The 26192-nt window shown below is 47.6% G+C and carries 17 protein-coding genes and 1 pseudogene; 17 read left to right on the top strand and 1 reads right to left on the bottom strand.

All coding sequences use genetic code 11. The annotated features are described in order from the left end of the window. The first annotated feature begins 1 nt into the window (after position 1). From EKM99_RS05855 to EKM99_RS05920, 15 genes and pseudogenes are all read left to right on the top strand, one after another. The gene (locus EKM99_RS05855; RefSeq protein ID WP_125581805.1) at positions 2 to 805 is read left to right on the top strand and encodes an NAD kinase; all 804 of its coding nucleotides are present in this window, start codon (positions 2 to 4) and stop codon (positions 803 to 805) included. Further along, positions 802 to 1701: an RluA family pseudouridine synthase gene (locus EKM99_RS05860; protein WP_125581807.1), complete on the top strand. Its 900-nt coding sequence runs from the start codon at positions 802 to 804 to the stop codon at positions 1699 to 1701. Before EKM99_RS05855 ends, EKM99_RS05860 begins: the two co-directional genes overlap by 4 nt. Before the next feature lie 901 nt (positions 1702 to 2602). Next, a pseudogene (locus EKM99_RS16145) lies at positions 2603 to 2647 on the top strand (KxYKxGKxW signal peptide domain-containing protein); the annotation flags it as partial. Between the two features lie 459 nt (positions 2648 to 3106). Beyond that, entirely contained in the window at positions 3107 to 8419 is a 5313-nt protein-coding gene (locus EKM99_RS05865; RefSeq protein WP_225419801.1) for a beta strand repeat-containing protein, read from the top strand. 613 nt (positions 8420 to 9032) lie between these two features. Beyond that, positions 9033 to 10673 (top strand): glycosyl transferase family 1, encoded by a 1641-nt coding sequence (locus EKM99_RS05870; RefSeq protein WP_125581811.1) that lies wholly within the window; start codon positions 9033 to 9035, stop codon positions 10671 to 10673. Between the two features lie 14 nt (positions 10674 to 10687). After that, complete coding sequence (locus tag EKM99_RS05875; protein WP_125581813.1) at positions 10688 to 10891, top strand: hypothetical protein; 204 nt, start codon at positions 10688 to 10690, stop codon at positions 10889 to 10891. 22 nt (positions 10892 to 10913) lie between these two features. Then, positions 10914 to 12431: an accessory Sec system glycosyltransferase Asp1 gene (gene asp1, locus EKM99_RS05880; protein WP_125581815.1), complete on the top strand. Its 1518-nt coding sequence runs from the start codon at positions 10914 to 10916 to the stop codon at positions 12429 to 12431. Positions 12432 to 12443: 12 nt separating this feature from the next. Then, positions 12444 to 13976, top strand: coding sequence for a glycosyltransferase family 4 protein (locus tag EKM99_RS05885; RefSeq protein ID WP_125581817.1), 1533 nt, complete (start codon positions 12444 to 12446; stop codon positions 13974 to 13976). Positions 13977 to 13995: 19 nt separating this feature from the next. After that, entirely contained in the window at positions 13996 to 14391 is a 396-nt protein-coding gene (locus tag EKM99_RS05890) for an HAD family hydrolase (RefSeq protein ID WP_125581819.1), read from the top strand. Beyond that, on the top strand, positions 14388 to 16034 hold the full coding sequence (locus EKM99_RS05895; protein ID WP_125581821.1) for a glycosyltransferase family protein: 1647 nt from the start codon (positions 14388 to 14390) through the stop codon (positions 16032 to 16034). Before EKM99_RS05890 ends, EKM99_RS05895 begins: the two co-directional genes overlap by 4 nt. 11 nt (positions 16035 to 16045) lie before the next feature. After that, positions 16046 to 16759, top strand: coding sequence for a glycosyltransferase family 2 protein (locus tag EKM99_RS05900; RefSeq protein WP_225419799.1), 714 nt, complete (start codon positions 16046 to 16048; stop codon positions 16757 to 16759). A gap of 86 nt (positions 16760 to 16845) precedes the next feature. Then, on the top strand, positions 16846 to 18699 hold the full coding sequence (locus EKM99_RS05905) for a hypothetical protein (protein ID WP_125581825.1): 1854 nt from the start codon (positions 16846 to 16848) through the stop codon (positions 18697 to 18699). An 84-nt stretch (positions 18700 to 18783) separates the two neighbouring features. Then, complete coding sequence (locus EKM99_RS05910) at positions 18784 to 20022, top strand: hypothetical protein (protein WP_125581827.1); 1239 nt, start codon at positions 18784 to 18786, stop codon at positions 20020 to 20022. A 53-nt stretch (positions 20023 to 20075) separates the two neighbouring features. After that, on the top strand, positions 20076 to 20954 hold the full coding sequence (locus EKM99_RS05915; protein WP_125581829.1) for a hypothetical protein: 879 nt from the start codon (positions 20076 to 20078) through the stop codon (positions 20952 to 20954). A gap of 389 nt (positions 20955 to 21343) precedes the next feature. Beyond that, positions 21344 to 22624, top strand: a complete 1281-nt coding sequence (locus tag EKM99_RS05920) for a hypothetical protein (protein WP_125581831.1) — start codon at positions 21344 to 21346, stop codon at positions 22622 to 22624. 77 nt (positions 22625 to 22701) lie between these two features. Here the strand turns inward: EKM99_RS05920 and EKM99_RS05925 are convergent, their stop codons facing one another. After that, the gene (locus EKM99_RS05925) at positions 22702 to 23337 is read right to left on the bottom strand and encodes a copper homeostasis protein CutC (RefSeq protein WP_225419798.1); all 636 of its coding nucleotides are present in this window, start codon (positions 23335 to 23337) and stop codon (positions 22702 to 22704) included. Between the two features lie 481 nt (positions 23338 to 23818). On the opposite strand from EKM99_RS05925, the gene EKM99_RS05930 reads away from it, so the two are divergent. Together EKM99_RS05930 and EKM99_RS05935 are read left to right on the top strand one after the other, a co-directional pair. Beyond that, entirely contained in the window at positions 23819 to 25003 is a 1185-nt protein-coding gene (locus tag EKM99_RS05930; RefSeq protein WP_125581835.1) for an AI-2E family transporter, read from the top strand. After that, positions 24990 to 25844, top strand: a complete 855-nt coding sequence (locus EKM99_RS05935) for a methyltransferase domain-containing protein (protein ID WP_125581837.1) — start codon at positions 24990 to 24992, stop codon at positions 25842 to 25844. The genes EKM99_RS05930 and EKM99_RS05935 overlap by 14 nt, the downstream gene beginning before the upstream one ends. Positions 25845 to 26192: the final 348 nt, after the last annotated feature.

Consider the following 26192-nt stretch of genomic DNA (forward strand, 5'->3'; position numbering starts at 1 on the left):
TATGAAGGTTTCCATTTTTAGTAATAACGGGCCGTCATCACAAAAGGTGGCGACCGCACTGCATCAGGGCCTGGAAGCTGCGGGCGTGCCCATCGATAGCTTGGACCCAGACATTGTGGTCACGGTTGGCGGCGATGGCACCCTGCTGTCGGCTTTTCACCATTACAATGACCGGCTAGACAAGATTCGCTTTGTGGGGATCCATACGGGGCACTTGGGCTTCTACACCGACTGGCGCGACTTCGAGGTTCAGGAGTTGGTCGACAGTCTGGCGGAGGACAACGGCCAGAGTGTCAGTTACCCCTTGCTGTCGATTCAGGTCGACTACGCGGATGGCACGCACCCGGACCAGGCATTGGCACTGAATGAATCGACAATCAAAAAAGTTTCTGGGACCATGGTGGCCGACGTGTACATTAAGGGCGAGCTCTTCGAAAGTTTTTGGGGGGATGGCCTGTGTATCTCGACACCCACGGGTTCTACGGCTTATAATAAGTCTGTGGGCGGCGCCGTGCTTAATCCCCGGTTCAATGCCATTCAAATGGCTGAGATTGCGTCCATTAACAATTTAGTCTTCCGGACGTTAGGGTCGCCCCTGATTATTCCGGCAGACGAATGGATTCGCATCGAACCGACGGACCCCACGGACAACGTCTTAATGTGTGATCAGCTGAGTATTGAAGGCCGGCCAGTCAAGGCGATTACCTACCGGATTGCGCGCCAACGGATTTCCTTCGCCGAATACCGGCATACCCATTTCTGGCAACGGGTCGAGGCTTCCTTCATTGGACGGGAGAACGGATGATAAGTTTTAAATGGACAGTGACCGGTGAGAGTCCGGTTCACGTAAGGACGGTGCTGATGGCCCATGGGGTCACCCGCACCTTTTTGAAACAGGTAAAATTTCACGGCGGCGTGATTACGTTAGATGGGCGTGAGGTCCGGGTGATTGCGATGGCTCAGCCGGGACAAACGGTGGGTCTGCAACTGCCACCAGAGCCAGCCAACGACCACGTGTCGACCTCATTTAAGCCGCTAGACATTCTGTATGAGGATCCTCACTTCTTAGTGGTCAACAAGCCGGCAAAAATGGCTTCTGTGCCCTCACACTTGTATCCTGATGATACATTGGCTAATCGGGTCAAAGGGCACCTGACGATGATTCACGCCCCTAGCACGGTGACCCATATCGTGACGCGGCTGGATCGTGAGACCAGTGGAGTAGTGTTATTTGCGAAACACCACTTTGCCCACTCGATTCTGGACAAACAGTTAAAGGATAGCCAGCTGGATAAACGCTACATTGCCTTGGCAACGGGTTGTATCGCGGCGGATCATCAGCTGATTGATGCGCCAATCGGTCGAGCAGCGGGGTCTTTCATCAAAAGAACCGTCAGACCGGATGGCCGCCCAGCCCAGACAGAACTGTGGGTGCGGGCGCGCTCCAAGACGGCGACCTTGCTGGCCATCAAACTCCACACGGGGAAAACCCACCAAATCCGGGTCCATTGTCAGTCGATTGGCCATCCGCTGGTGGGGGATTGGTTGTATGGCAAACAAACCAACCCCTGGATTCACCGCCAAGCCTTACACTGCGCGCGTCTACGCTTCTATCAGCCATTTTTAGGCGAGTGGATCACCTGTTATGCACCGTTGCCGGTAGACATGGCAACGGTTATCACTAATGAGCTTGTAAACTGAATAACGTAGCTGAGAGCACGGATCACCGACTGGGGTGATTCGTGTTTTTTTCGGTTGGATTTCGCGTTATAGCAGATTTATACGTCAAAATAAGACGTTTATTTTGACGATACTTAAATGAAAACGGTTTCTGAAAGCTGAATCCCTCAGGCCTGATGGCGGGGGAGTAAGTATAAATTGGTTAATAAGCAAGACTGGATATTAGTTAAAAACGGAAAGTAAGTTAATGTTACATATTTAGGAATGTGTGTGTACGGTGAACCGATTTACCCGGAATACTTAAGAATTCCTAAACTAACTGCTTGCATTTAAGCGTCAAAAATGGCCAAGTGCAACCTACACATTTTATGGTCCGTGGACAAAATTTTCATCAAACTTTAATTTAAAAACTTAAAAGAATATTTTCAAGAAAACGTAATAGTTAATGGTATAAGTCCTGAATTAAATGCGTTGAAAATGAGTCATGACATTTGACTTCAACTGAAATGCCTATATATCAGCGTTCTTAAACTGACGATAGTAGGTATTAACTTACTATCGAACGCGGCAATTTGCAAATTAGCAGGCAAAAAATGGGGTCAGAAAACATGTGAAAGTTTTAACTAAATGTCGTTATTTACAAAATTCTAATAAAAATCGACTATAAATTTACTTTTAAAACAGTACGTAGAGTAAATCTGTGCTAAAATAGCATTTGTTAGGGGAGTGGTTTACAGGGGAGACCCTTTAAAGGGCAAATTTGTATATACCACTCAAAACAAGCTCACAAATGATTACGAACTTCAATCAAATGGGAGTAGCGATTGTCACTCAACTTTCACAGTCTATTTAAGGAGGACGATTAAAAGTGAAATTCATGCGGAATAAAGCTTTTAACGGCGACCCTAAATTACGGTACAAGATGTACAAGGTAGGGAAGACCTGGGTCTTTGCTGCATTGGCATCCTTTTCGTTATTAGGTGCTGGGACTCTGTCGGCAAGTGCGGATAGCACAACTACGTCAGACGCAACCAGTAGTACAGAGGTCGCTTCATCAGCAGCAAGTTCATCAAGTAATTCAGCCAGTTCAAGTAGTAGTTCGAGTGCTAGCTCATCATCTTCTTCAGCAGCTAGCTCTTCAGCCAGTAGCGCTGCAAGTTCAAGCAGTGCGACCAGCTCAGCTAGTAGCTCCAGTGCTGCTTCAAGTTCTTCTACTAAAGCGGTAACTGAATCAGCGTCAGTTTCTAGCGCGACCAGTTCAGCTGCTTCATCTTCAAGTTCATCAAATGCAAGCAACGCCAGCAGTACCACTGCGACAGCAACGAGCGCCGCAACCACGGACACTGCCAGCATTGCATCCAGCGCAGCCGCAAAGGTTAGCACGGATGTGACGCTGAGTGCTAACGTGACGAAGACGGTTACTAAGGTGGCAACCACGAAACAAGCTGTGGTGACCCCAGTAACTGAGAGTACAGCCGCTACCGTGGCTGCATCAGATGCGACGAAGGTAGCCACCTCCGCTGATCAAGATGCTAGTGCTGCAGCAAGTGCTGCCGCAGCTGCTAAAGAAAACGCTGCTTCGGCAGCTAGTTATGCAGCTTTAGTACCTACGGATGACGTGACGAATGCTTATAAGTCAACTAGTAGTTACGCTGCCAAGACAGCTACAGCTTCAGATCTGACCCAGTACTACAGCAGTTTAGCTTCAGGCTACAAACAAGCTATCGCTGATGGCATGGGAAATTCAGATGATTTACTCGATAAATACACGTCGGCCCTATCTAATGCAAGTTCGGCAGCAATTGGTGCGACTTCGTATGCTGATCTGGCATCTAGCACGGCGGCAGTTGCAAAATCAGCCGCAGCTATTGGTCTGAAAGATATGGTCAGCAGCGCTAATGAACCAACGTTCTCAGCTGCTGCAGCAGCCAGTGAGGCAGCAGCCTCAGCCTCAGCTGCCGCAAGTAGTGCTTATAACGCGACACAATATGATACAAGTAATGCAGCCGCAGTTGCTGCTTATGCAACAGCTAGTAGTGCGGCTTCAGATGCCGCAATTGCTTCATCAACTGCAACGAGTTTAGCTAGCGATGCACAGGCTCAGTATGTCGTTGCTAGTAGTGCTGCGCTTAGTGGTGACTATGAGGGCGCTAGCGATGCGTTCATCGCTGCGAATGATATTGCAAGTCAGGCACTCGTTGCTTATGGAGAAGCTAGTGATGCAAATTCGACAGCACAGTCTGCTGCTTTGACAGCCACTGAAATAGCTGTTGGTGATTCTGCCATACGAGCATCTTCCAGCGCTACTTTAGCAGCTGGTTCTGCAAGTACAGCTAACTCAATGGCAACTGAAGCTGCTGGCTACAAGGGTGATCAATCCGCCCAGTATGCTGAAAACGCTGCGTCATTTGCTGCTTTGGTAACGTCCTCAGCCAATTTGGCAAGCTCAGCTGCTTCGACGGCAGCGATTGCAACTAGTGCTGCCGATGCTGCATCCCTGGCTCGAGTTGCAAGTTCAGCGGCTTCAGATGCTGCTGTGAATTTGCAGGGAGCTTCTAGTGCTGCTTCACTTGCAGCGGCATATGAGACCGATACACAGGGTGTACCAGATGCTTCAGATGAAGATACGAGTGCAACTGGTGGCACTACAAACCAATTGACGACTTCATCAACGGCGGTTAGTGTTGGCGAAAAAGTGACGTTAACTAACACTATGACGTTGGGTACGTATGATTTTCCACTTGTTATTGGATCCTCGAAGTACAAGATTAATTCAGGTACGTATACTTGGTATGAATCAACAGATGGAAAAAATTGGACGGTTGCTTCTACAAATTCCTCAACAGCAACGTCACAAACATTTATGCCGGAGTATACTTCTGCTGGAACGTATTACTATTATTTGTTAGTTAGTGGCACAAAAAAGGCTACTAGCTTGACACAAAGCAAGACATCTAGCTTCTCAACACCATCTAACGTCATCACTGTGGTTGTCTCAGATGCTAACGGAAACTATACGGACCAAGCTTCGAGTGCGGCAGCAGCAGCGAATGATACTGCGACACTAGCTTCCTCGATGGCTAGCTCAGCGAATGCCGCGTATGATTTGTTGGCAAGTACAACTGACATTGATAGCGATATTTCAATCAATGATCTTGCAGGTAGTGCGGCAGGTTACACGAAAGATACGGCTAGTTATGCAACATTAGCCGTTCAAGCGGCCGCTGATGCTAGTACGGCCAGTAGTTTAGCTGCTTCATATGAAGCAGGAAAAAATTACTCAGCTGCATCTTCTGCAGCCATTGATGCTATCTCGGCTCAGACAGCCGCTGACTCATATGGTGTTTTGACTACTTCAGCTGCGGCTCTCGCTACTAAGTACGTTGCAGACACTTATTCTGCTGCGCAAAGTCAAGAAGGAGCTGCCAACTACTTGGCTTCAAGTTATGCTGCTGCTGCTTCTGATGCGGCGAGCCAGGCTGTTGAACAGGCGAATATTGCGAACTCCAATGCTGCTGATGCTGCAAACGCTTTCGCTTCTGCACCAGACTACCAAGCAGCTGCATCTGCAGCGAATGATGCTGCAATCCTTGCCAATACGAATGCGTCCAGTAATGCCTCGATGGCTATATTTAAGGCAAATGAGGCAGCCTCATACGCTGCTGAAGGTAACTTGGGCTTGGCTTCAGCTGCCGCAGCTAATGCTCAGACATACCTTAAGCGGACGACCGACAATGCAAATTCCGGTGCAGCTGCTGCTGCTGAAGCAACGAAGACAATTGTTGATGGACAATCTTCAGCGGTGAGCGTTACGGCTGCCTCAACAGCTGCGATTGATTCAGCTGCAGCCTCAGAAGCGAAAGTAGCAAGCTCGGTGGCAAATTCAATTGCAAATGAAATGGCAACGAACACCACTGTAGGTGGATCATACACTGCTGCTGCTGCCAGTTACGCACAGGATGCGCAGTATGCTGCAGCAACTGCTGATGCAGCAACGAATGATGCTAACAGTTATATGGCATTAGCGTCATCTGCAGTTGCTTCAGGTAGCTTTGCGATGGCAAGCGAATATTCAACTGCTGCTGACACGGAACTTACAAACGCCGCTGCATTGGCTTCTGAAGCTACAATTGCTGCGAGCGCCGCTACAGAAGCTGCTAGTTATGCGGTTATGTTTTCTAACGATTTGAGTGGAGGTAAGGGGTCACCAAAGGGTGATGCTTGGGTCCTGCTTGGAATCGTGATTTCTGGTGGATATACGCAACAACCAACGGAGCTGACCTCGGTTAGATCAGGTGCAACGGTAACCCTGACATCAACGGCAAAGACAGGTTTAGGGGCAATCAACGTTGGGAACTCTGTAAGCTGGTATGTTCAAATTGATGGTAAATGGACAACACTTAGTGGTGGTACAATCGCAGATGCTAATGGTAAGACCATTGGGACCTATACAACGAAGAGTAACACTAATATTCTGTCTGGATTAGCTACGGCGTCCAGCACGTTGACGGTAACCTTCGCAGATGATTACACAGGTTCAGTTTCCTTCCAATCAGCTGCGTCTTTCTTGGGAACCAATCCATTTAATTGGTACAGTAATCAAGCACAAGTAGATGTGTATGATACTGATATTCCAGCTACTGGTATTAGCATTACTGGTGATGATTACATCTTGAACAATTCGACTACCAGTAATACTGGTGCTTATCAAGCCGTCAAAAATCCTGGAAATGCGACTGGAAACGTTACTTGGTCAATTAGTGATCCAAGTATTGCCACGATTTCGGATGATGGGACGGTTACACCGGTTTCAACGTCATCTGCTGGTAAGGTAACCGTTACAGCAACAATTACGAATGCGGATGAGACAACTTATTCGGCATCAAAGGAAATTACCATTGGTAATGGACTTGCTGACCAAAGTGTTAATACTGGAGATTCTCTGACATGGGCGCCTGCCACAAATAGTATTGGATCCGATGATGGAAGCACTTCATATTCATATCAATGGTATTACTCCGCAACTGCAGGAAGTTTAGGAAAAGCAATTTCGGGTCAAACAGATAGCACGCTGAATATGGATAATGTGACTAGCGACAAAGCTGGTTACTACACATTGCAAGTCACTGCTAACAAGACGACCGTATCATTGGGTCAAGCTTACCTGACTGTTAATGCCACTCAAACTGATGCTGCTTCATCATCAGCAAGCTTAGCAGCTGATGCAGCTAATGAAGCTGGGCAATATGCAAGTGTAGCGAACTCATACGCTGACTTATCTACAGATTATGCGGTGAAGGGTTCGACTGCAGCAAGTTATGCTGATCAAGCTGCTGACGCTGCCTCAACCGCAACTTCTGCTGCAACAGCTGCGTCATCTGCCGCAGCTGCAGCTTCTACGGCTCATGCAAATGCATCATCTGCTGAAGCTGCTAGTGATAATGCCGCAGCTTCAAGCTACGCTGCAGAAGCTTCATCTGCTGCAGCTGCAGCTCAAACTGCCAAAGATCATGCTTCAAGTGCTGCATCTGATGCACAATCATATGCCAATATGGCAATTGCAGCAGATTCCGATTCAGACTCTGAAAGTGACTCGGATGCTGACAGTGATTCAGACTCAGACTCCGACAGTGATTCTGACAGCGACAGCGATTCCGATTCCGACAGTGATTCCGATAGCGATTCCGATAGCGATAGCGATTCTGACAGCGACTCAGACTCCGATTCCGACAGTGATTCCGATAGCGACAGCGATTCTGACAGCGACTCAGACTCCGACAGTGACTCAGACTCCGACAGCGATTCCGATAGCGACAGTGACTCAGATTCCGACAGTGATTCTGACTCCGACAGCGACTCAGATAGCGACAGCGACTCAGACTCCGACAGTGATTCAGACTCCGACAGCGATTCTGATTCCGATAGCGACTCCGACTCCGACAGTGACTCAGATAGCGACAGCGACTCCGACTCCGACTCCGACAGTGATTCCGACTCCGACAGTGATTCCGACTCCGACAGTGATTCCGATAGCGACAGCGACTCCGACTCCGACAGTGACTCAGATAGCGACAGTGATTCCGATAGCGACAGTAACTCCGGAAACGGTGGAGGAAATTCTGACTCAGATTCCAATAGCGACTCAGATTCCGATTCTGATAGCGATTCAGATTCTGACAATGGGAATAACTCTGGTAGCGGTGGTGATACTGGCTCAGGTTCCGGTTCAGGATCCGGTAGCGGCTCAGGTAGCGGCTCAGGCAGTGGTTCTGGCTCTGGTTCAGGCAGTGGCTCAGGTTCTGGTTCATCAGGATCAGGCTCTGGTTCAACAGGCGGTAGCGGTTCATCTGCTGCAACTGCTTCAACCGGTTCTGGCACGACACCAGTCGCCGCAACTTCACTGAATTACGGCACTGGTACAGGCACAACAGGATCAACACCAACTGTTGATTTGACTGCTAGCTCACCAGCAACTGCTTCTGACGCATCGACGAACAACGGCAACAGTAGTAGCGATAAGTCCTCAAGTGACAAGACTTCTAATGATAAGTCTGGTTCAACGAGTAATAACGCTGCTGCAGATTCAGCCAACAATGGCGACTCTGCCACTGCAAATGACAAGTCACAAACTGGTAGCAATGCCAGCTTATGGGGCGCAATCGTTGCGGCTGTAGCTGCTGTAACCGGTGGTTCATGGTGGTACTTCGGTGGCAAGCGTCGGAAACACGGCGATGATTAATCAGAACGAAGACAGTTCTGAATCATAAAATTTTCACGAATAATTCCGCATGAAAATCAAAAAGCACGTTGCCTAATGGCAGCGTGCTTTTTGATATGTCTACAACTGTAGAGTCATCGATATTTTTTTAAGTGATGAGCAATTAAAAAAATGAAGAAGCGGAAAGATTGAGAGGAGAAGCGGCAACAAAATCGAAGAAAATTAAGTTTAGATTCATACTCACACTTATAAAAAAGTGGATAATTAAGTAAAAATTAAATCGGGAATAGAAAAGTGCAGTATAATGAAACTTATGGGAGCAGTTTATTCGTAAAGTGTGCATTCAATCGGCTGGATCTTGGATAGGATATTCAAGCAATGCCTGAATTGCTGGCGCTTTCAGCACTTGCCTATCATTTGATTAATAAATAATGATAGGATAATGTAATTTGAATGAAAAATCGTCAAAAAGGATAGTGCGTACGGTGAATTTGTGTTAATATGAATTTGTATAAAGAATGAACCAAACAAGCTGTAACCTTGCAGCAATTATCTTAGCAGGTAATAGTTGTTGGCATAGTTAGTTGACGCGTATTTAATTAAACTTCGGTTGAAGAAGGGGGCTTACCTACCGATGAAAAAAGCTGTAATCAAAAGATTCAAAGAGGCAGTTGTCAATTTAGGAAATTTAAGCGATTCTGCCACTAATGAAGTCACCATAGCGGTTTCTGTGTCTGACCGAAAGAAACGGGCTGAAGTTCAGTTTATCCGGGGTAACAGCTTTAATCAAGCTTGGAACGAAATTGAACAGGCGCTAGCAAGTGCCCCGCAAGATGCTTGGGTCAGACTCGAAGTGGTCCACAGTATCCAAAGACAGTCGATTACGACTGTTAAGGAACAACTAAATGAAATGGACCGAATGAATTACTGGCGCCGAGGCATTAGCTTCGATGAAAAGTTCCAGACAGCCTTACTAGAGATGGAAATCAATGGACACGAGTTTTTCAAGCCAGGTGAGAACCATAAGATTGGCAAGAATAAGTCCGCAAGCTGGATTGATTATGATCAGATTACCAAGTATTTGAAACGGCGAAATGGTTCTGTTCCCCTTGACCTAGCTAGCGCGCAACAGGTTTGGGTTTTCACTACATCTGGAATCTTCAGCAATGGCGAACAAATCTGGCGATTAGATGATTCCGAGACCGGTGAAAAGGGTCTTCGTCAATTAGTTAATCCAAGACAAGAATTGCATGATTACTTGTATCAGGGAGAAGCATTTCTGGCTCGGCAAATTAAGGAGAATGGTCAGTTCATTTATGGCTATTATCCCGGACTACAACGGATTTTAAGCAGTTACAACAGTGTACGGCATTTTTCCTCAATTTATGCCTTGCTGGAAGCTATCGCGTTTACCAATAACACAGATGATTTGGCCAAGGTTAAGGATGCTCTACAGTGGGGATTGCAAGAATTAACGATTACTGAGGGAAACGCGTTGTTTGTGGTTGAACGTCCTAAGAAGGGTGCACCAGAGATTAAACTTGGTGCGCAAGCAATGTTGATTCTGGCTTTGTGTAAGTATCAAGAGGTGACACATGATGAGACCTTCTTACCCCAAGCAAAACAGGCGTTCAATGGCGTAGTTGCTTTCCGGCAAGACTCAGGTCGGTTCAATCACGTGTTGAATACTGATTTAACCGTGAAAGATGCCTTTCGTATCATTTATTACGAAGGTGAAATCACATTTGCCTTGGCCAGACTGTACGAACTTATTGGCGATGATCAGGTGCTCGCAGCTGTGAAGGACTCTTTAGATTTTATGGTCACTAACGACTACGGTAAGTACCACGATCATTGGATTGCCTATGCTGTGAATGAAGCCTTACAAATCATGCCAGCCAATCGAGACTACATGCAGTTAGGACTAAAGAACGTCTACAGTCACCTGCAGTTCATCGAGGACCGAGATACGGCTTATCCAACGTTATTGGAGCTGCTCAACGCTGCCGTTAAAATGACTGACATCATCAAACGCACAGGGAACGAAGACTTGCTAGAGCCTTACGATTTGATTCGCTTGCGACGGGCTTGGCAAGTTCGAGCAGAACATGAACTCATGACGGGTGCTTTCCAACCAGAGCTAGCTATGTACTTCTACGCACCACAGAAGTTCGTTGGCGGATTCTTTGCCCGCCATGACCATTTCCGAACCCGAATCGATGACTGTGAGCATTTCTTATCCGGTCTTATTAACTATTACAACTACACTTACTGAGAGGAGCTGACACGATGGCAGTTTTGACCACAATCTTTGCGTATAAGCGGGTCCAATTCACAATTCGGATGTTGATTTACGTAGTGGTGGGGATTCTCGTGCTGGTGTTTCGGTGGCGGAACAAGAAGAAGACCCGTAAGCGCATGGATGATCGAACCGAGAAGATGATGAGAGAAACGAAGAAAAACAAAGATGGCAAATACCCTTGGGAAGAATAACCCAATAGATTGGAGTGTAACGATGTTCTATTTTATTAATGAATACATCCTACAAAAGAATTCTAGCGTGGAGCATACCGCAATGAACCGCGTGAAACTGTTTAATCACTATAAGCGGCCAGCCAAGATTGTGACGAAGACTTACGATCGGCTGATTCATCAGACCATCAAGAAGTTTGGTGTGGCTGACAATGAAATCGTTAACATGTTCGACTTCTTCCAAGGAGTCGATGGGTTAAGCGACGAAAAAGTCTTACATGCCGACGATTTGCACCTGCCACTTGAATCCGAAGTCATTGTTGGTGCCAACTTTAGCCAAGTGTTTGACGGCGATACGCCAACCAGTAATGTTGGTTTCATCCCTGGAACCGTGGGTCGCGTCTTCTACCAAGAATTTTTCGATGGCCAAGGCAACGTGATTGAAACGAATCTCTGGGACTGGCGCGGCTTCAAGTCTGCCACCCAGTACTTCGGGCAAAATGGTAAATTGATTCTTCAACGTTACTACACGCCAGCCGGCAAAATTGTCCTCGAACAATTCTTCGTGCCGGATACCAATGGTAACCCACTGACCTCCCGAATCACCCTAATGGACTATCAAGGTCGCGGCGACTTGTTCTTCCAGAATGTCGATGATTTATTTGCCTTCTTCCTGACCGAACTGAGTAAGCAAGATCCTGAAACCACGACCTTCATCAGTGATCGGCCGGGGACCGGTGTCCGCCCCTTACTGGCGCTCAATGATAACTCTCATAAGTACATCTACATTCCCATTAACCACGCCGTTGATCCTAACGATCCAGTTCACGGCAAGTTAGACGGCTTCCTGGAACCCGCCTTCGAACACTTTAACCATTTTGACGGGTTCATCACGCCAACGGAACAACAAGCAGAACACCTTCGTCAACGGTATTCACAAGCTAAATTCACGTCAATTTCTGCCGTGACGACGGTGCCGTTAACCAAGGAACGTGAAGCGAAGATGGCACAGATGCAACGCCAACCGCACAGCTTACTGTACGTGGGTCGTATCTCAGCGGACAAGCAAATTGAACAACTGCTCCGGATGTTTGCGTTGGTCAAGAGCCAAATCACCGACGCCACCTTCGACCTCTACGGCTACGGCGCACCAGAGTTCATGGAACAGATGGCCGCCGTCGTTAAGGAATTAAACCTGAACGATAGCGTAACGTTTAAAGACTACGACCCACAAATGGCCGATCGTTACGACCGTTACCAGTTGCTGGTCAACATGTCTTATGCCGATGGCGCGCCAATGGCCATGCAAGAAGCCATGGACCACGCAATTCCAGTGATCAGTTATCCGTTCAATTACGGGCCTAACGCGTTTATCAAAGATGGCGTTAACGGCTTCCTGATTGACCGGGGGAACTCACTGGGAATGGCGGACAAGATCCGGGAACTCTTCACGGATGACGCCCAGTTGGCGACGCTCAGCCAGGCAGCCTACGATGAGGCGCACCAGAGCTGGACGCAGCGTAAAGTTTGGAACCGTTGGCAGCGCTTGTTACAGGCGTAGGAGGGAGTCGCTATGTATTATTTCTTAAATGACAACATGCAGTATTCAAAATCAGGAATCGAACACGCTGAAATCAACCGGCTCCACCTTTTCGAAAAGAACGGGGTGCCCGCAAAGATTGTGACCCGAATCTTTTCAATGGAATTGTCAAAGATTATCGATCAGGCGGGGATTGATCCGGCCGGATTTGTGAATCTTTTCCAATACTTCTGTGGCAGCGCGGATGTGCCCACGACCCGATTTTCTTTGAATGAATTTTCACTACCCAGCAACACCACCCAAACGCGGAAGGACAATCAAATCCAAGTCTTTGCGCAGGGGAAGATGCAAATGATTATTTATCTGCGGCAAGGTTCTGATGAAATCAGTAACATCCAGTACTTTGACGTTAACGGCCGGACGCTTAAGATGTCCTGGTGGGATGTCCGGGGCTTCAAGTGTCTCGAACAGCTCTTCGATTGGGACGGCAAGATTGTGCAGGAACAGTACTTTGGTCCTGACGGCTTAGTCCACATTGAAAAATGCCATCTGCTTAACCGGGCAGGTAAGGAGCATCTCAGCTGGCGCGTTCTCAATTATCATGACCAGGATTGGGTCTTTAGCGGCATGAACGCGTTGACCCGCTTCTTCTACGACGAGTTGAACGCTAACGGCGAACAGAATGTTTATATCTGTGACCGGACCGTGGAATGTGACTGGGCACTGTTCAACATGCAGACGTCGGCCTTCCGGGTTCTGCATTTGCACAACGACCACGTGGCCGATCCGACCGACATGATTCATTCCCAACTGAACAACAACTATCAAAACGCGTTGATGAACTGGGACAAGTGGGACGCCGTGATTTCCTCCACGCCGGAACAATCTCAAGATATCGAGGACCGGTTTGGCAAGGATATTCCAGCCTTCACGATTCCCGTGGGGTTTGTGACCGATGAACAGATTGCCAAGGCACACCAAGACTTTAGCAAACGTCAGAAGAATCTGGTCGTGCACGTGGCACGGTTAGCGCCCGAAAAGCAACAAAACCATTCCATCCGGGCCTTTGCGCAAGTGCACAAGCAGTTCCCTGATGCCCGCTTAGAGCTCTGGGGCTACGCCAACGGGGACATCGGCAAGCAATTCAGACAAGAAGCCGCCGACCTCGGCTTGACGGATGTGGTGGCCTTCAAGGGCTACACGCACGACATCTCAGCCGTGTACGATCGGGCTCAGTTAGGCTTACTGCCAAGTCGGGCGGAAGGTTTCTCACTCATGTTACTGGAAGCACAATCCCACGGGTTACCAATGGTCGCCAATGACGTGAAATATGGTCCTAGCGACATCATTGATAACAACGTGAGTGGCCGCTTAACGACCGACGGCAACGTTCAGGAATTGGCGGACGCCATGATTGATTTGCTAGGCCACCAGGATGAATTGGCCGCCTACAGTGAAGCCTCCTACGAAAATGCCAAACGGTATTCCGAAGACGCTGTGTTCAAGCAGTGGCAGGCCATGTTAACTTACTTTGATGAGAAGATTGATGCACAAGTAACCGTTTAAACTTTAGGGGGAGATTGTGATGGACAAAACAACTAGTTTAGTCGTTGATATTGATGGGACGCTGTGTGACTTGAAGACGCCGGACCAAACGTATTTAGACGTCACACCCAAGGTCAGCATGGTTGAGAAAATGCGGGAGTATCAACAGGCGGGCTACCATATCATCTTGTTTACGTCGCGGCAAATGCGGACCTACGAAGGGAACCTCGGCAAGATCAACAAGTTTACGGCGCCCATGACTCAGGAATGGCTCGCCAAAAATGACGTGCCCTATGACGAAATTATCTTCGGTAAGCCCTGGGCCGGCCGTGGTGGGTACTACATTGATGACCGGGCATTCCGACCCAGCGAACTCTTACAGCATTCACCTGAAGAGCTGGCGGATTTGGTTGAAAAGGAGCGTGACGTACATTGACTAAGACACTGTTAATGCTCTCCGCGGCTAAGATTGCGGATGATATGCAGACGACCTTTGGGACCATTTATCCGGCCATGATTCCGGTCACCGATGGGCAACGAATTATTGACCGGACCGTGGATCAGTATCAGGCGTTGGGTTACGACATGTACGTTGCCGTGAGTGCCAGCGATGAGTCGGTTGCGGATTATGTGGCACAGAAGCATTTACCCGTGACGCCGATTAAAGTGGCGAGTGGGCTGAACTTAAGTGAAGCCGTTGCGCAAGCCTTTCAAACGTTGGCGACTGAAACCACAGTTGCAGACTTAACCATTGTCTTTGGTGACACGGTGGTGAAAGCTCAGGACTTAACCCGCGCAGACACCATCTTCACCCATGAAGTCGGCGATGCCGGTCGGTGGACCACGGTGTCCTACGACCAGCACCAACACGTGGTCTTCACGGATAAGGTCGTGCCAGAACAAGCCCAAGCTAATTTCGATGCAGCCGTGGGGGTCTTCAACTTTAGTGCCGGCCAAGAGTTAGTGACAGCGTGGCAGGGGGCAAAGTCCTTCTACGAAAACTTGCGGATCTATGATGAACAGCACCCGTTAACGGTTGCCGACACGGACCAGTGGTTGGACTTCGGGCACAGCGATAAGTATGCCGAGGCCAAGCAAGTGGAAGCCCGGTTCTTCAACAAAACCAACATCGACTTCAAACGCGGTATCATCCGCAAGGAAAGTACCGACGTGGACAAGTTCTTGGGTGAAGTCAAGTGGTACCTGAAGCTGCCAAAGCGGCTGTCGTACATTGCGCCACGGATCTTTGACTACTCGCTGAACTACAATGCGCCGTTCGTGGAAATGGAATATTTCTCCTACGAAAGCCTCCACAACCTCTTCCTCTATGGTAATTTTGAACTGGGCTTCTGGCGAGAAATTATTGACGAACTTTTCTTCCTGCGTTCAGAAATGAATGATTATCAAGTACAGGTTGACCAGGAAGAGTACCAGGCCACCGTGAGTGATATGTACCTGGACAAGACGGTGAACCGCCTCCACCGGTTGATTGATGAGGACGATTTCTATGCGACCATCGCGGACAAACCACTAGTGATTAATGGCCAGAATTACCCGAGTATCAACGGCATCATCGCGGCTTTGCCAGACGTTTTGGCCCAGAGTGGCGTGCTCCAAGGGAACACGTTTGCGGTGATTCACGGCGACTTCTGCATGACCAACATTTTGTATGACAACACGAAGCACGTCATGCGGTTGATTGACCCCCGCGGTAAATTCGGTAAGTTTGATATTTACGGGGATGCCAAGTACGATTACGCCAAGCTGATGCACAGCTTCTCGGGCAAGTACGACTGCATCATTTCCGACATGTTTACGGTGGACGCTGATGAAAGTGGTCGCTTGGACTACGGTCTCAATGTTACTGGCAACGAAGAAGAAATCGGTCACTTATTTGAAACGAAATTGCAGGAACATCTGGGTGATCAGCGGGCCTACCAACAGATTCAGTTGATTGAATCGCTGCTGTTCCTCAGTATGATTCCGTTGCACAAGGACAAGCCAGAACGGCAAAAAGCTATGTTGGCGGTGGGCGTTACCAAGTTCGCACCGTTCATGGCAAAAGTTATGGAGGGATAGGTTTGCAGGTTGTGATTACAATGGCGGGGCAGGGCTCACGTTTTCGTAAAGTGGGCTACACCGTCCCCAAGCATGAGATTGAAGTGCGGGGCAAGAGCCTATTCGAGTGGGCCATGCTGTCCCTGAAGGATTTTGTGAATGAAAAATTTGTCTTCGTCGTGCGCGAGGGTCAGTACCAACCGGACAATCTGCGGAAACTGATTCGTAAGGCGGGTATTCACCGCTACCAGATTGTGGCGATCTCAGAGCTGACAAGCGGTCAAGCAGCAACGGTGATGGCGGCGGAATCCGTCTTGAATCCGAAAGACAGTGTTGCTGTGTATAACATTGATACGTACGTGTTGCCGGGCTACATTTTACGAGAAGACTTGCGGCACTGCGACGGTAATCTGACGACGTTCACAGCTCCTGGTGACCACTGGTCCTTTGTCCAACTGGACGAGGCGGGTAAGGTCACCGACGTGGTGGAGAAGCGACGGGTCTCGAGTCATGCGTCGATCGGTTTCTATTACTTCAACACGTATGGCGATTTTAAAGAGATCTTCAACCATTATGGGGATGCCATTAAGGCTGAGTACGGTGAGGTTTACGTGGCGCCGATGTATCATTATTTATTGAAGCAACAGGCTAAGATTACCTACACGGACATCCCGTTTGACGTGGTGCACGTGTTGGGGACGCCGGCAGAGTTGGATGTGTTTAAGGAAGAAGCAGCAATGGAGTGACTCTAGTTTTGGTAGCTGGTGAATTGTTATTCAACCGGTATTAATGAAATGATTGAGACAAGAGAGCTAATTGGGGAGGAAAGAGTATGCGATCTGTATGGGCAATGGTCTGTGGGACAATTCGTGATCAGGTTGATTTTAGTTTGATAATGGACTATTTAATGCGGTGTCGAGAGAAGGGCATCATTCAAGGAATTGTGGTAAGTACCTGGGAACATGAATTTGATCAACTGGGTGATTTAGAAGCTAAACTAGCGCTAAATGATGTGGCTGTTGTGATGTCTCCGACTAATGATGATATGGTGGCAAACATGCATGCTAATTCCGTAAACTATTGGCGGCAAGCTAAGCAGATGCAGGCGGCTTTAGATTTGATTCCGACCGATGCGATTGTGATAAAGACCCGAACGGATCGAGCCCTGCCTGCTACAAAGCGGTTGATTTCCATGCTAGATGAACCTGATCCATTGCCACTTGTTGCTGAGGAAGCCCAGACTAGAAATTTGACGCAAATTCCTCGAGTGTTTAAGCATAAAATTGCTATTTTTAAGGCACGGACAGGACGAATTCTACAGTTTACAGACTTTGCTTTCATGGGTTACAGCCCAGACATTCGTAAACTCATTAATTTTGATATTGCAGATTTAACTTTTACTCGCCCCATTGTTGCTAATATCCAGTTCTTTATTTACCCATTCATTCGGGACTACCCAATCATCCGTGATTATTATCGGGTCGTTGATTTTTACCCCTTACTAAAGGACTTGAATAATTATACGGAAAATGGCGGTATTATGTTTCCAAAGTTTTTTGAACGCGTATATGCAGCGTACTTTGGACTTCTAGTCACTCACTTTCGGATCGGCTCACTTGGCGAAAAATCCAATCTTGGGGAGATTACCTTGCCAATTGAATTTTCTGCTTTATTTCATTCGGGTGAAGGGAAACATTTACTTCACGATGCTTTGGGCGTGACCCTAAATTCACAGGAAATCTTGGATAAATTTTTAGGACAGCCATTCCAGGCGGACGATAAGCCCAAAGCCAAGCATTGGTGGCAGAAGAATGCTTCGGATATCACTCCCCCTCAGGTTGTTGTCGAACAGGAAGCAACTAAGCAAGTTCTAAGAAATGTGAAAAATTTATCTTCAGAGATGCTTGATCGAGTAACTAATGAGGAACTGGAAGAACTTAAGGAATTTACCAACAACCAAAGTTTTTCACCTAATCACTGGTTGCGAGTGAAGAGACCAATACTGGACGAGCAGGTGGCACCGTATAAATCAACATTCAGATATGAATTACCTGGAATTAGTGATGAAGAGCGAGCAAATCTGTGGCAAGAATGTGAAGAAAGTACGAGTGCCAATCAAGTTCTTTATCGCTATTGGTTACATCACGAAATCAAACCGGAAGATACACCAGCATATCTTATGAGCACAGCAAGAACGGACAATAGATTTAGTATCTTGACGATGACAAGATTGCTTCGCAAGGGACTGTTAGATAATGATACTAAGGCGGAAATCCTAAGAATTAATAATTTCTTTGGGAGCTTTCATGTTCGTCATGGTCGAATGAATGCCGAGACTGCTTGTTACATTATGGCTAGGTACATGTATTTAGTTGAAAACAATCAAAAGATTCCTGCCATGGCTAATGAGCAGGCTAATTACGTTTTCAAACGGTATTTGTCGGATGAATTTGAGTCATTTAAAACTTTGTTGAAAGAACCGAATGCTTTAATTCCTTTCTTTGACAAAGCGATTGATGAACGACAAGAGACTAAAAAGGCTGCAGCCTGTCAGCGTGCCATTGAAGTGGCATTAGAGGTCACCCATGACTCTAAGTATTGGGACATGCTTGAAAAGCGGTTTAATGGACGGTATGAAGGGTATGAGTATGCATACCAGTATGGTATTTCTTGGAAATTGATTTGATCCTTCCAAGCTAAAATAGCATGCTTAGGTCTTATATTTGTGAAAAAAGGTGGACTCAGTTGAAAACGCTTGAGGTGAAAAGAGATGGGAAAAAATGGAGAGCTTTTAGTTGTATTAGCTGTCGCTGCATTACTGGTTTGGTTTGTACCGGTAGCTGTGCACGCAGATGTTAGCAAGAATGAAGTTGAGGTTCAAAGCTTCAGGTTGAGTGTTCGACCAGATGCAGATACGACTTCCGTCCCTATTCGTGATGCAAAGGTGAATGTATATGGAATTGGCACTGTGACCGGAAAGACAACGTTGTTAACGACTGTAGTGAGTGATAGCGTTGGTAAAATTTCTAATTTGAAGTTGAAGTCAGATGAAGAATTTGATCAGATTCGCTTTCAATACTATTTTGGTAATGATGAACGTGGATATGTTATTAAGCAAACTGATTATCATTATAATGTGAATCATACACGAACGATTCCGGACAATCGGGTTATCAATGGAAATTGGACTTCGTCATTCAGTGGTGACAATGGAACTCCTTCGTTCTATTATTATTTGACAATGCTGAATAGTGTATACGATGATGTTTATGGCAATCAAGTTGAAGCAGTTGAGGCGGCATCATCATATATTGATACCAGCCAAATTTCCTTCAAACCTATTGATTTGATTTATGATACGACCATTGATCAAAGCGGAAACTCATTTAATCGTAATGGTAAAGGAGACGTTATTCGTTCAGTTATTTGTGTGAATACGGACAATATAACTGACTGGGATTTAACGAATGCCGTAACGCATGAGTGGGCACACTGGAACATGTATCGTGCTACAGGGATGCCTGGTGGCGAGTATAGTTCTCACTATACTTATAATGCTAATCCTGAAGTGAGTTACAAGGAAGGATGGGCGATTTTTCAGAGGCACCGGTATTCATGTGGACTAACAAACGAATTCACAAATGATACGCAGGTTCAGAATGATGCTAGGTTATTTGGCACGTCGACAAATTTCACAGTTAAAGGTGCTTTATACGATATCTATGACATCAATTATGATGATTACGCGCAACTTGAGAATGATTCATTTGATATCTATCAGTTGTTTGTTGGAGATGAGGCCACATTGTCTCGAAAGAATTTGGTGAGTGAGGGACTCATGTATTCACTGATGGTTAATAGCCGTGCAACAACATTTGAGGGCTTTTATCAGTACTTGATTCAGAATTACTTAAGTGGCACAGATAATCAAGTGCTGAAGGCTGAGCTAGTAAAAGCGATGGCCGTGAATGGCATTGACGAAAATGGGAACTTTATGCTTAAGGGTTAAATTGCTGAAACACAGGTTATTTATGAGTAAATAGATAGAGAGATGGTAAGCCGATGAAAGTATTCAAGCGGTTCGTCTTCTTCGTCCTCCTGGCAGCCGTTGTCGGCACCGCTATGTGGGGGATGACTAAGATGTACCAGGCCATGTTTGGCAATAACCATTATTATCAGCGGTCCCGGGCCTACACGACGCAGGATGGACTGATCAACCAGAAGATGGTGTCCGGCAAGAAACTGCAGCAGTTAACCAGTCTGACACACGGCACCGCCTACACTGGCAATACCAGTCTGGACCAGGCTTCAGTGACTTATCGTTACCGAGTCGGCAAGAACAACATCAGTAACTTTATGGGAACGGATACGACTTTGCAGTTGTACACGGAATCTAAGTTGATGACCAAGTCGATGGTACAAGACGCTGCGACCTACTGGAACACACTGGCTGGACAACAAATCGTTAGTGTGGTTGACAGTGCCAAGCAGAGCGATGAAGTCATTCATGATAGCAAGAGCGATTCTAATTCTACGTCGCTGGGTGGTCAGACCTATGATCGTCAGGGGATGAACTTTCATCCAGCTAACTGGAAATCTAAGGGACTCAGCTCAGCGGAGAAGCAAGATTGGGTAGAAGCTGTTTTGATTCGTGAAATTGGTCATGCTTTGGGTATTCCAAGTTTAGCCGGTGGGACGTTGGGCACGAACGCCTTTGCTGAGGGAAAGATCGGCTCAGAAGTCATGGGCTACTGGTCCGTTGGTAATGCGGCACCTGCCGTGAACAAACTGGGCGTCAAGAGTACCGTCATGGATGGTGCGGCCCTGGCACTGGCTGGATTAAGCTGGAAACAACCTCAGCGCTTAGCAAAGTGGGTATACACGGATCAGACGCCGTACGTGCTCTATCACGATGGTAAGGTCACCTCAACGTTTAAGTAGAGTCATTTGGGAATGCGAACGAATCGGGTCGAGCACCAACCACGAAGAATAAGCTCCCAAGGAAATGCGGTTCCCTGGTTGAGCCAATTCATGCGGCAACTCGTGATTGAAGGGCGTTCGTGAAACAAGAAGGACGGTATCGGTGAACTCCAATCCACTGGTACCGTCCTTTTAGCTTTAGCTCTTAAAAGTGTGATTAGTTTGGAAGGTGAACTTGACTCTGGGAGCAGATAGTGTCAGTCCCAAACTAAGACAAGGCATAATATTTGTAGATGGTTATAATGAACAAACAATGAATTTTGGATGACCGTAAGTCATATCACGGAAACTTCAAGATTCAATGTACATGAAACAGATGGCGTGAAAACAATCATTAGGAGGATGTGAGTATGAAGAGATCGAAGAAGATCTATATTGGCATCGGCATTTTTTTAGGAATTCTTTTACTTTTCATCGTTCAAGCAACATTAAGTCGTTCAACATCAAAACAGGTCACACCGAGTAATGAGATGACGATCAAGGCGTACAGCTTCTCACTTAAGGAGAGTGGGACTGCTTTTGACACGGCGATTCCATTGGCAGATGCTAGTGTCAAAATTTACGGCATTAACAGTAAGACTGGCAAGCAGATTTCGCTTGCTTCAACAACGACAAATGCAGCGGGTGTTATTAGGCATTTGAAGTTAAAGGCAACCAGAAAATTTGATCGGATTAAACTAACCTATTTTTTTGGTGAAAAGGCACGTGGCTATGCAATTACCTTAAAGGATGCTCGTTATCAAGTTAGCCACACACTTACAGTTCCCAAGAATCGGATATTAAGTTCCAAGCGGATCTCGGTTTACGAGACGCCTGCGGTTTCTTCTCAAATGTATTATCAGCTTGCAAGGTTGAACAGAACTTATGCGGATGTTTTTCGGAATCAATCGGCTGCTATAAAAGCTGCATCGTCATACATTGATATGAGCAGGGCCACGTTAAAACCGATTGACCTGATTTATGACCCCACGTTAACTGATAGTCAAAGTTCTTTTCACAGTCGTGGAAAGAGTGATAACGATGGAGGCGTGATTCGCCGGCCAGTCATTTGTATCAATACCAGCAATCAGACTCAGATGACCATGAATTCCGCGGTCAGTCATGAGTGGGCTCATTGGAACATGTGGCGAGTCAACGATAAGCTAGCGGCGGGAAGTTACAGGAGTCATTCGGCTTATAACGTTGATCCAGGTGTTAGCTATAAGGAGGGCTGGGCAATTTTTCAACGATACCGGTATATGTATGGTCTGACCAAAGCTTTTGCCTATGATACGTTGGTTCAGAAAAACGCTTCACTTTACGGAAAATCAACAAATAATACAGTTTGGGGAGCCTTGAATGACTTGTTTGACATTAATTATGGAAAATATGCCGCGTTGGAGGACGATCCATTCGACGTTTATCAGCTATTTGTACATGGAAATGATAGTTTGGCCAATAAGGAACTTATCAACGAGGGGCTGATGTACGGTGTAATGGTCAATAGCCGGGCAACGACTTTCAAAGAGTTTTATCAGTACTTGGCCACTTATGCAGATAAGTCTGCGGATAAGACTATTAAGTCAAGGCTGGTTCGGGCCATGGCAGTAAATGGTATTGATAAGCATGGAAATTTTAAGGTGAAGGGTTAAACGTTGTACGATGATGCGTAAAAGGACGGTATCGGTGAAGGCCAATCCACCGGTGCCGTCCTTTTTAGGTGCAACTCTTAAAAGTCTAAAACGTGTTGCCCATACACCAAATTCACGTGTAAGTCGTCTGCCACTTGTTGGGCCGTTGCTGCCGTAACGGTTGCGGGAACTAGTGTGACACCATCCGCATCCGCCAAGCGCTTGCTGGCAGTCCAGTCTGCGAGCTGGTCGTTGGCAGCGGTTCCAGCGCTTAACACGCGGTCGACGCCCTGACTGGCTATCCAATCTAACGCAGTCCCGCGGTCCTGGGGCCGGATTTGATCGAAGGCTTGGCCAAATGTCAGCGTCATCCCACCAGCCGCCGCAATCAGCGTGCTCAGAACTTCGACGTCTAACTGGTTTTGGTCGGTGAGAGCGCCGAAAATGGCACCGTCAACGCCCAGCTGTTGGGCCTCCAACAGGTCGGCTTCCATCATTTTAATTTCCACGCCGTTGTAGGGGGCGTTGCCACCGCGGGGGGCGATGATCAAGTCCAAGGACACCTGGTGTTCATGGGCGTACCGCACGGCCTCGGCCATGACCCCTTTACTGACGGTTGTTCCGCCAACGGCCAGGTTATCGGCCAGAGCGACGTGCTTGGCCCCGGCACGAATGGCGGCGGGGAGGTCTGTATAATTTTCTAGTAACGGTTCAACTAAGAGCAAAATCGTCATCCTTTCTTCGCTTGCTTGACGCAAAGCGGCTAACAGTATGGTACAATATATCCACTCATCCGGGTTACATTGTCGTTGACAGCGCCTTACCGGGCGGCGAAAATAAGTCGGAACGCGGTGGGCGGACACCCGAAGCCAAAAGGCGGTCTTCGGGCTTGTTTTGAGCCACATAAGTCGTGTCTCAAAAGCACCAATTCCCTAACCGGCCAAAGTCGCCGCTAAGGGAATTCCCACGGCTGAACTTATTTTCGCCGCCCTAACGGCTGACGTGGTATCCCGAATGGTGAGGTTATCGTTGTGGTGGCCAGCGCGGCGTGGCCACAATGATGTTAGAGTTCTGATGATCAGCCATTAGATATGGCGATGAATCACTTGCCGGGTAAGAAGTACAGTATTCTTGCAAATGATACCACAGCAATGTAACGGCCATCAGCAAGAGCTCAAAATCCACTTACATAAATCAATTCAAGGAGTGACCCATTTGAAATCGGAACTCAAACAGCACCGGTCGTGGTTTTGGAACTGGGTCGTTAACAATCGGCTGGTTTCCATTCTAACAATCACGCTCCTTATTTTACTCATTTTACTGGTCTTAAGTAAAGTCCCATGGCTCGCAACGCCCTTTATTTTGGTGGGGCAGATCTTGGGACTGCCCATTATCCTGGCCGGAGTCGGCTATTACCTGATGAATCCAGTAGTTGATCTGCTGGAGAAGCGGGGCGTTCGGCGTAGTTGGTCAATCGTTGGCCTGTTTATCGTCGTGGCCCTTCTGTTGGCGTGGGGTGTCATCAGCCTGATTCCCATGGTTCAACGGCAGACGACCGCCCTGATTACCGAGTGGCCGGACTACTGGCACCAAATTACGCAGACCAGCCTGCAGTGGCTCCAGGACGACCGACTCGATGGTATCCGCAAGCAGCTAGACCAGTTTAACCAGCATCTGTCGGCCAGTTCATCCTCCGCCATCTCCAGTCTGGCCAAGAATACGGTCAGTTCCGTTGGCGGCATCGTCAGCCGGGTCGTGTCCATCGTGGTGGCCATTGTGACCGCGCCGTTCATTCTGTTTTATCTCTTACGGGACGGCCATCAATTGCCCACTTATTTATCCCGGTTGTTACCGGTTAGCCGGCGAGAATCCGTCGTGAAACTCTTACGTGAAATGAACCGTCAAGTCAGTAACTACGTTCGGGGCCAACTGGTCGTCGCGTTTATCGTGGCCGTGTTGTTCTACGTTGGTTTCTTGATTGTGGGGTTGAAATTTGCGCTACTGCTGGGCATCGTGGCTGGTGTTCTCAATCTGGTTCCGTACCTCGGTTCCTTTTTAGCCATGATACCCGCCGTAGTGGTCGCCGCATTCGTGTCCCCGTGGATGCTGGTCAAGGTGTTGATCGTCTTCGTCATTGAACAGACGTTAGAAGGACGAATCATTTCACCGCTCGTGTTGGGAAGTTCACTCAAAATTCACCCGTTAACGATTATTTTTATTTTATTGATTGCCGGCAAGGCCTTTGGCGTGTTGGGCGTGGTCCTCGGGATTCCGGGGTACGCCGTCATCCGGGTCGTTGCCACCGAGATTTTCCGTTGGTACCAGAACTTTGTTGGCGGCTATGAAGACCCACAGCCCATCATTGCAGAAACAGGAGAGAAAGCTCATGAAGAAGATTGATCAAGCGGCAACGTTCTTGGCCGCGCACACCCAGCTATTCCGTTGCCCGGTGTGTCTCGAACCCTACGCCACTGTGGCAGGTCACAGTCTGATTTGTCCCAACGGTCATAACGTTGATTTGTCCAAGAAGGGGACGCTGTACTTTATGCAGCGCGCCGTGGCTAGCGAGTATGATAACGCCATGTTAGCGGCCCGGCGGCGGATGTTGCAGGCCGGCTTATTTGCCGGGATTACCGATGCCTTTGCCGCTAAACTGCCGGCGACACCACAAACGATTTTGGACGTTGGTTGTGGGGAAGGAACGCCGCTGGATGATGTGCTGAAGGGCCGGCGTGGCCAGGATGCGGCGGTTGGCTTTGATTTATCGAAGCCCGGGATTAATTTAGCCACGCAACTCGACAACGATGCCTTCTTCTGTGTGGCTGACCTGGCCCAAATGCCGTTCGCTGATCACCAATTCACGGCGATTCTCGACCTGTTTTCACCGTCAGCTTACAATGAGTTCAACCGTGTCTTGGCCCCCGGTGGTCAGTTGTTAAAGGTGATTCCCAATCCGGACTACCTGATTGAACTGCGCCAGGCCATTTTCCCCGCGGGGAGTGCGCACGCCAGTTACGACAATAGTAACGTGCTTGAACTGTTCCAAAAGCACTATCCCAACGCCACCGCAGAGCGGATTCACTACCAGGTACCGGTGCCGACTGACTTGTTTGCCGACCTGATGTTAATGACGCCGATGCACTGGGGCGCAGACGAAGCACGCTTGGCAGAGGTCAAGGCAAATCCGTTCCCAGCAATCACGGTTGACGTGACCCTGTTAACCGCTGAGGGCGTGAAGTAAAACGTTTAAAGAAAAAGTTAAAAATGCTTGTGAACCTGACAAGACAGTGTTATATTAATCGATGAGAAATCGTTTGGCAGTCACCATCAGTTTTGCTGTTGATGGCTGGCAAGTAGCACTTCACTAAAGCAGTCCCTCGCCGTGCCCACACCGAGGAGCTGCTTTTTTTCGTGCTCTTTGGAAGTTTACACTGTATAAGGCACCGAATTATGGTATACACTAATCTTGTACATAGATGTTAATTGTAAGAGGATGAGTGTTGCAGAATATCTGTAGTGATTGGGCGTATGAATGCTCACAAAAAATCTTTGAAAAGTGGTGCTAACAAATATTTTTAAGGGTAATGTG

The organism is Levilactobacillus cerevisiae, assembly GCF_003946245.1.
Taxonomy (GTDB): domain Bacteria; phylum Bacillota; class Bacilli; order Lactobacillales; family Lactobacillaceae; genus Levilactobacillus; species Levilactobacillus cerevisiae.

Coding starts and splice junctions, on each gene's coding strand:
- EKM99_RS05855 (WP_125581805.1), top strand. CDS start 2: ATGAAGGTTTCCATTTTTAGTAATAACGGGCCGTCATCACAAAAGGTG.
- EKM99_RS05860 (WP_125581807.1), top strand. CDS start 802: ATGATAAGTTTTAAATGGACAGTGACCGGTGAGAGTCCGGTTCACGTA.
- EKM99_RS05870 (WP_125581811.1), top strand. CDS start 9,033: ATGAAAAAAGCTGTAATCAAAAGATTCAAAGAGGCAGTTGTCAATTTA.
- EKM99_RS05875 (WP_125581813.1), top strand. CDS start 10,688: ATGGCAGTTTTGACCACAATCTTTGCGTATAAGCGGGTCCAATTCACA.
- asp1 (WP_125581815.1), top strand. CDS start 10,914: ATGTTCTATTTTATTAATGAATACATCCTACAAAAGAATTCTAGCGTG.
- EKM99_RS05885 (WP_125581817.1), top strand. CDS start 12,444: ATGTATTATTTCTTAAATGACAACATGCAGTATTCAAAATCAGGAATC.
- EKM99_RS05890 (WP_125581819.1), top strand. CDS start 13,996: ATGGACAAAACAACTAGTTTAGTCGTTGATATTGATGGGACGCTGTGT.
- EKM99_RS05905 (WP_125581825.1), top strand. CDS start 16,846: ATGCGATCTGTATGGGCAATGGTCTGTGGGACAATTCGTGATCAGGTT.
- EKM99_RS05910 (WP_125581827.1), top strand. CDS start 18,784: ATGGGAAAAAATGGAGAGCTTTTAGTTGTATTAGCTGTCGCTGCATTA.
- EKM99_RS05915 (WP_125581829.1), top strand. CDS start 20,076: ATGAAAGTATTCAAGCGGTTCGTCTTCTTCGTCCTCCTGGCAGCCGTT.
- EKM99_RS05920 (WP_125581831.1), top strand. CDS start 21,344: ATGAAGAGATCGAAGAAGATCTATATTGGCATCGGCATTTTTTTAGGA.
- EKM99_RS05925 (WP_225419798.1), bottom strand. CDS start 23,337: ATGACGATTTTGCTCTTAGTTGAACCGTTACTAGAAAATTATACAGAC.
- EKM99_RS05935 (WP_125581837.1), top strand. CDS start 24,990: ATGAAGAAGATTGATCAAGCGGCAACGTTCTTGGCCGCGCACACCCAG.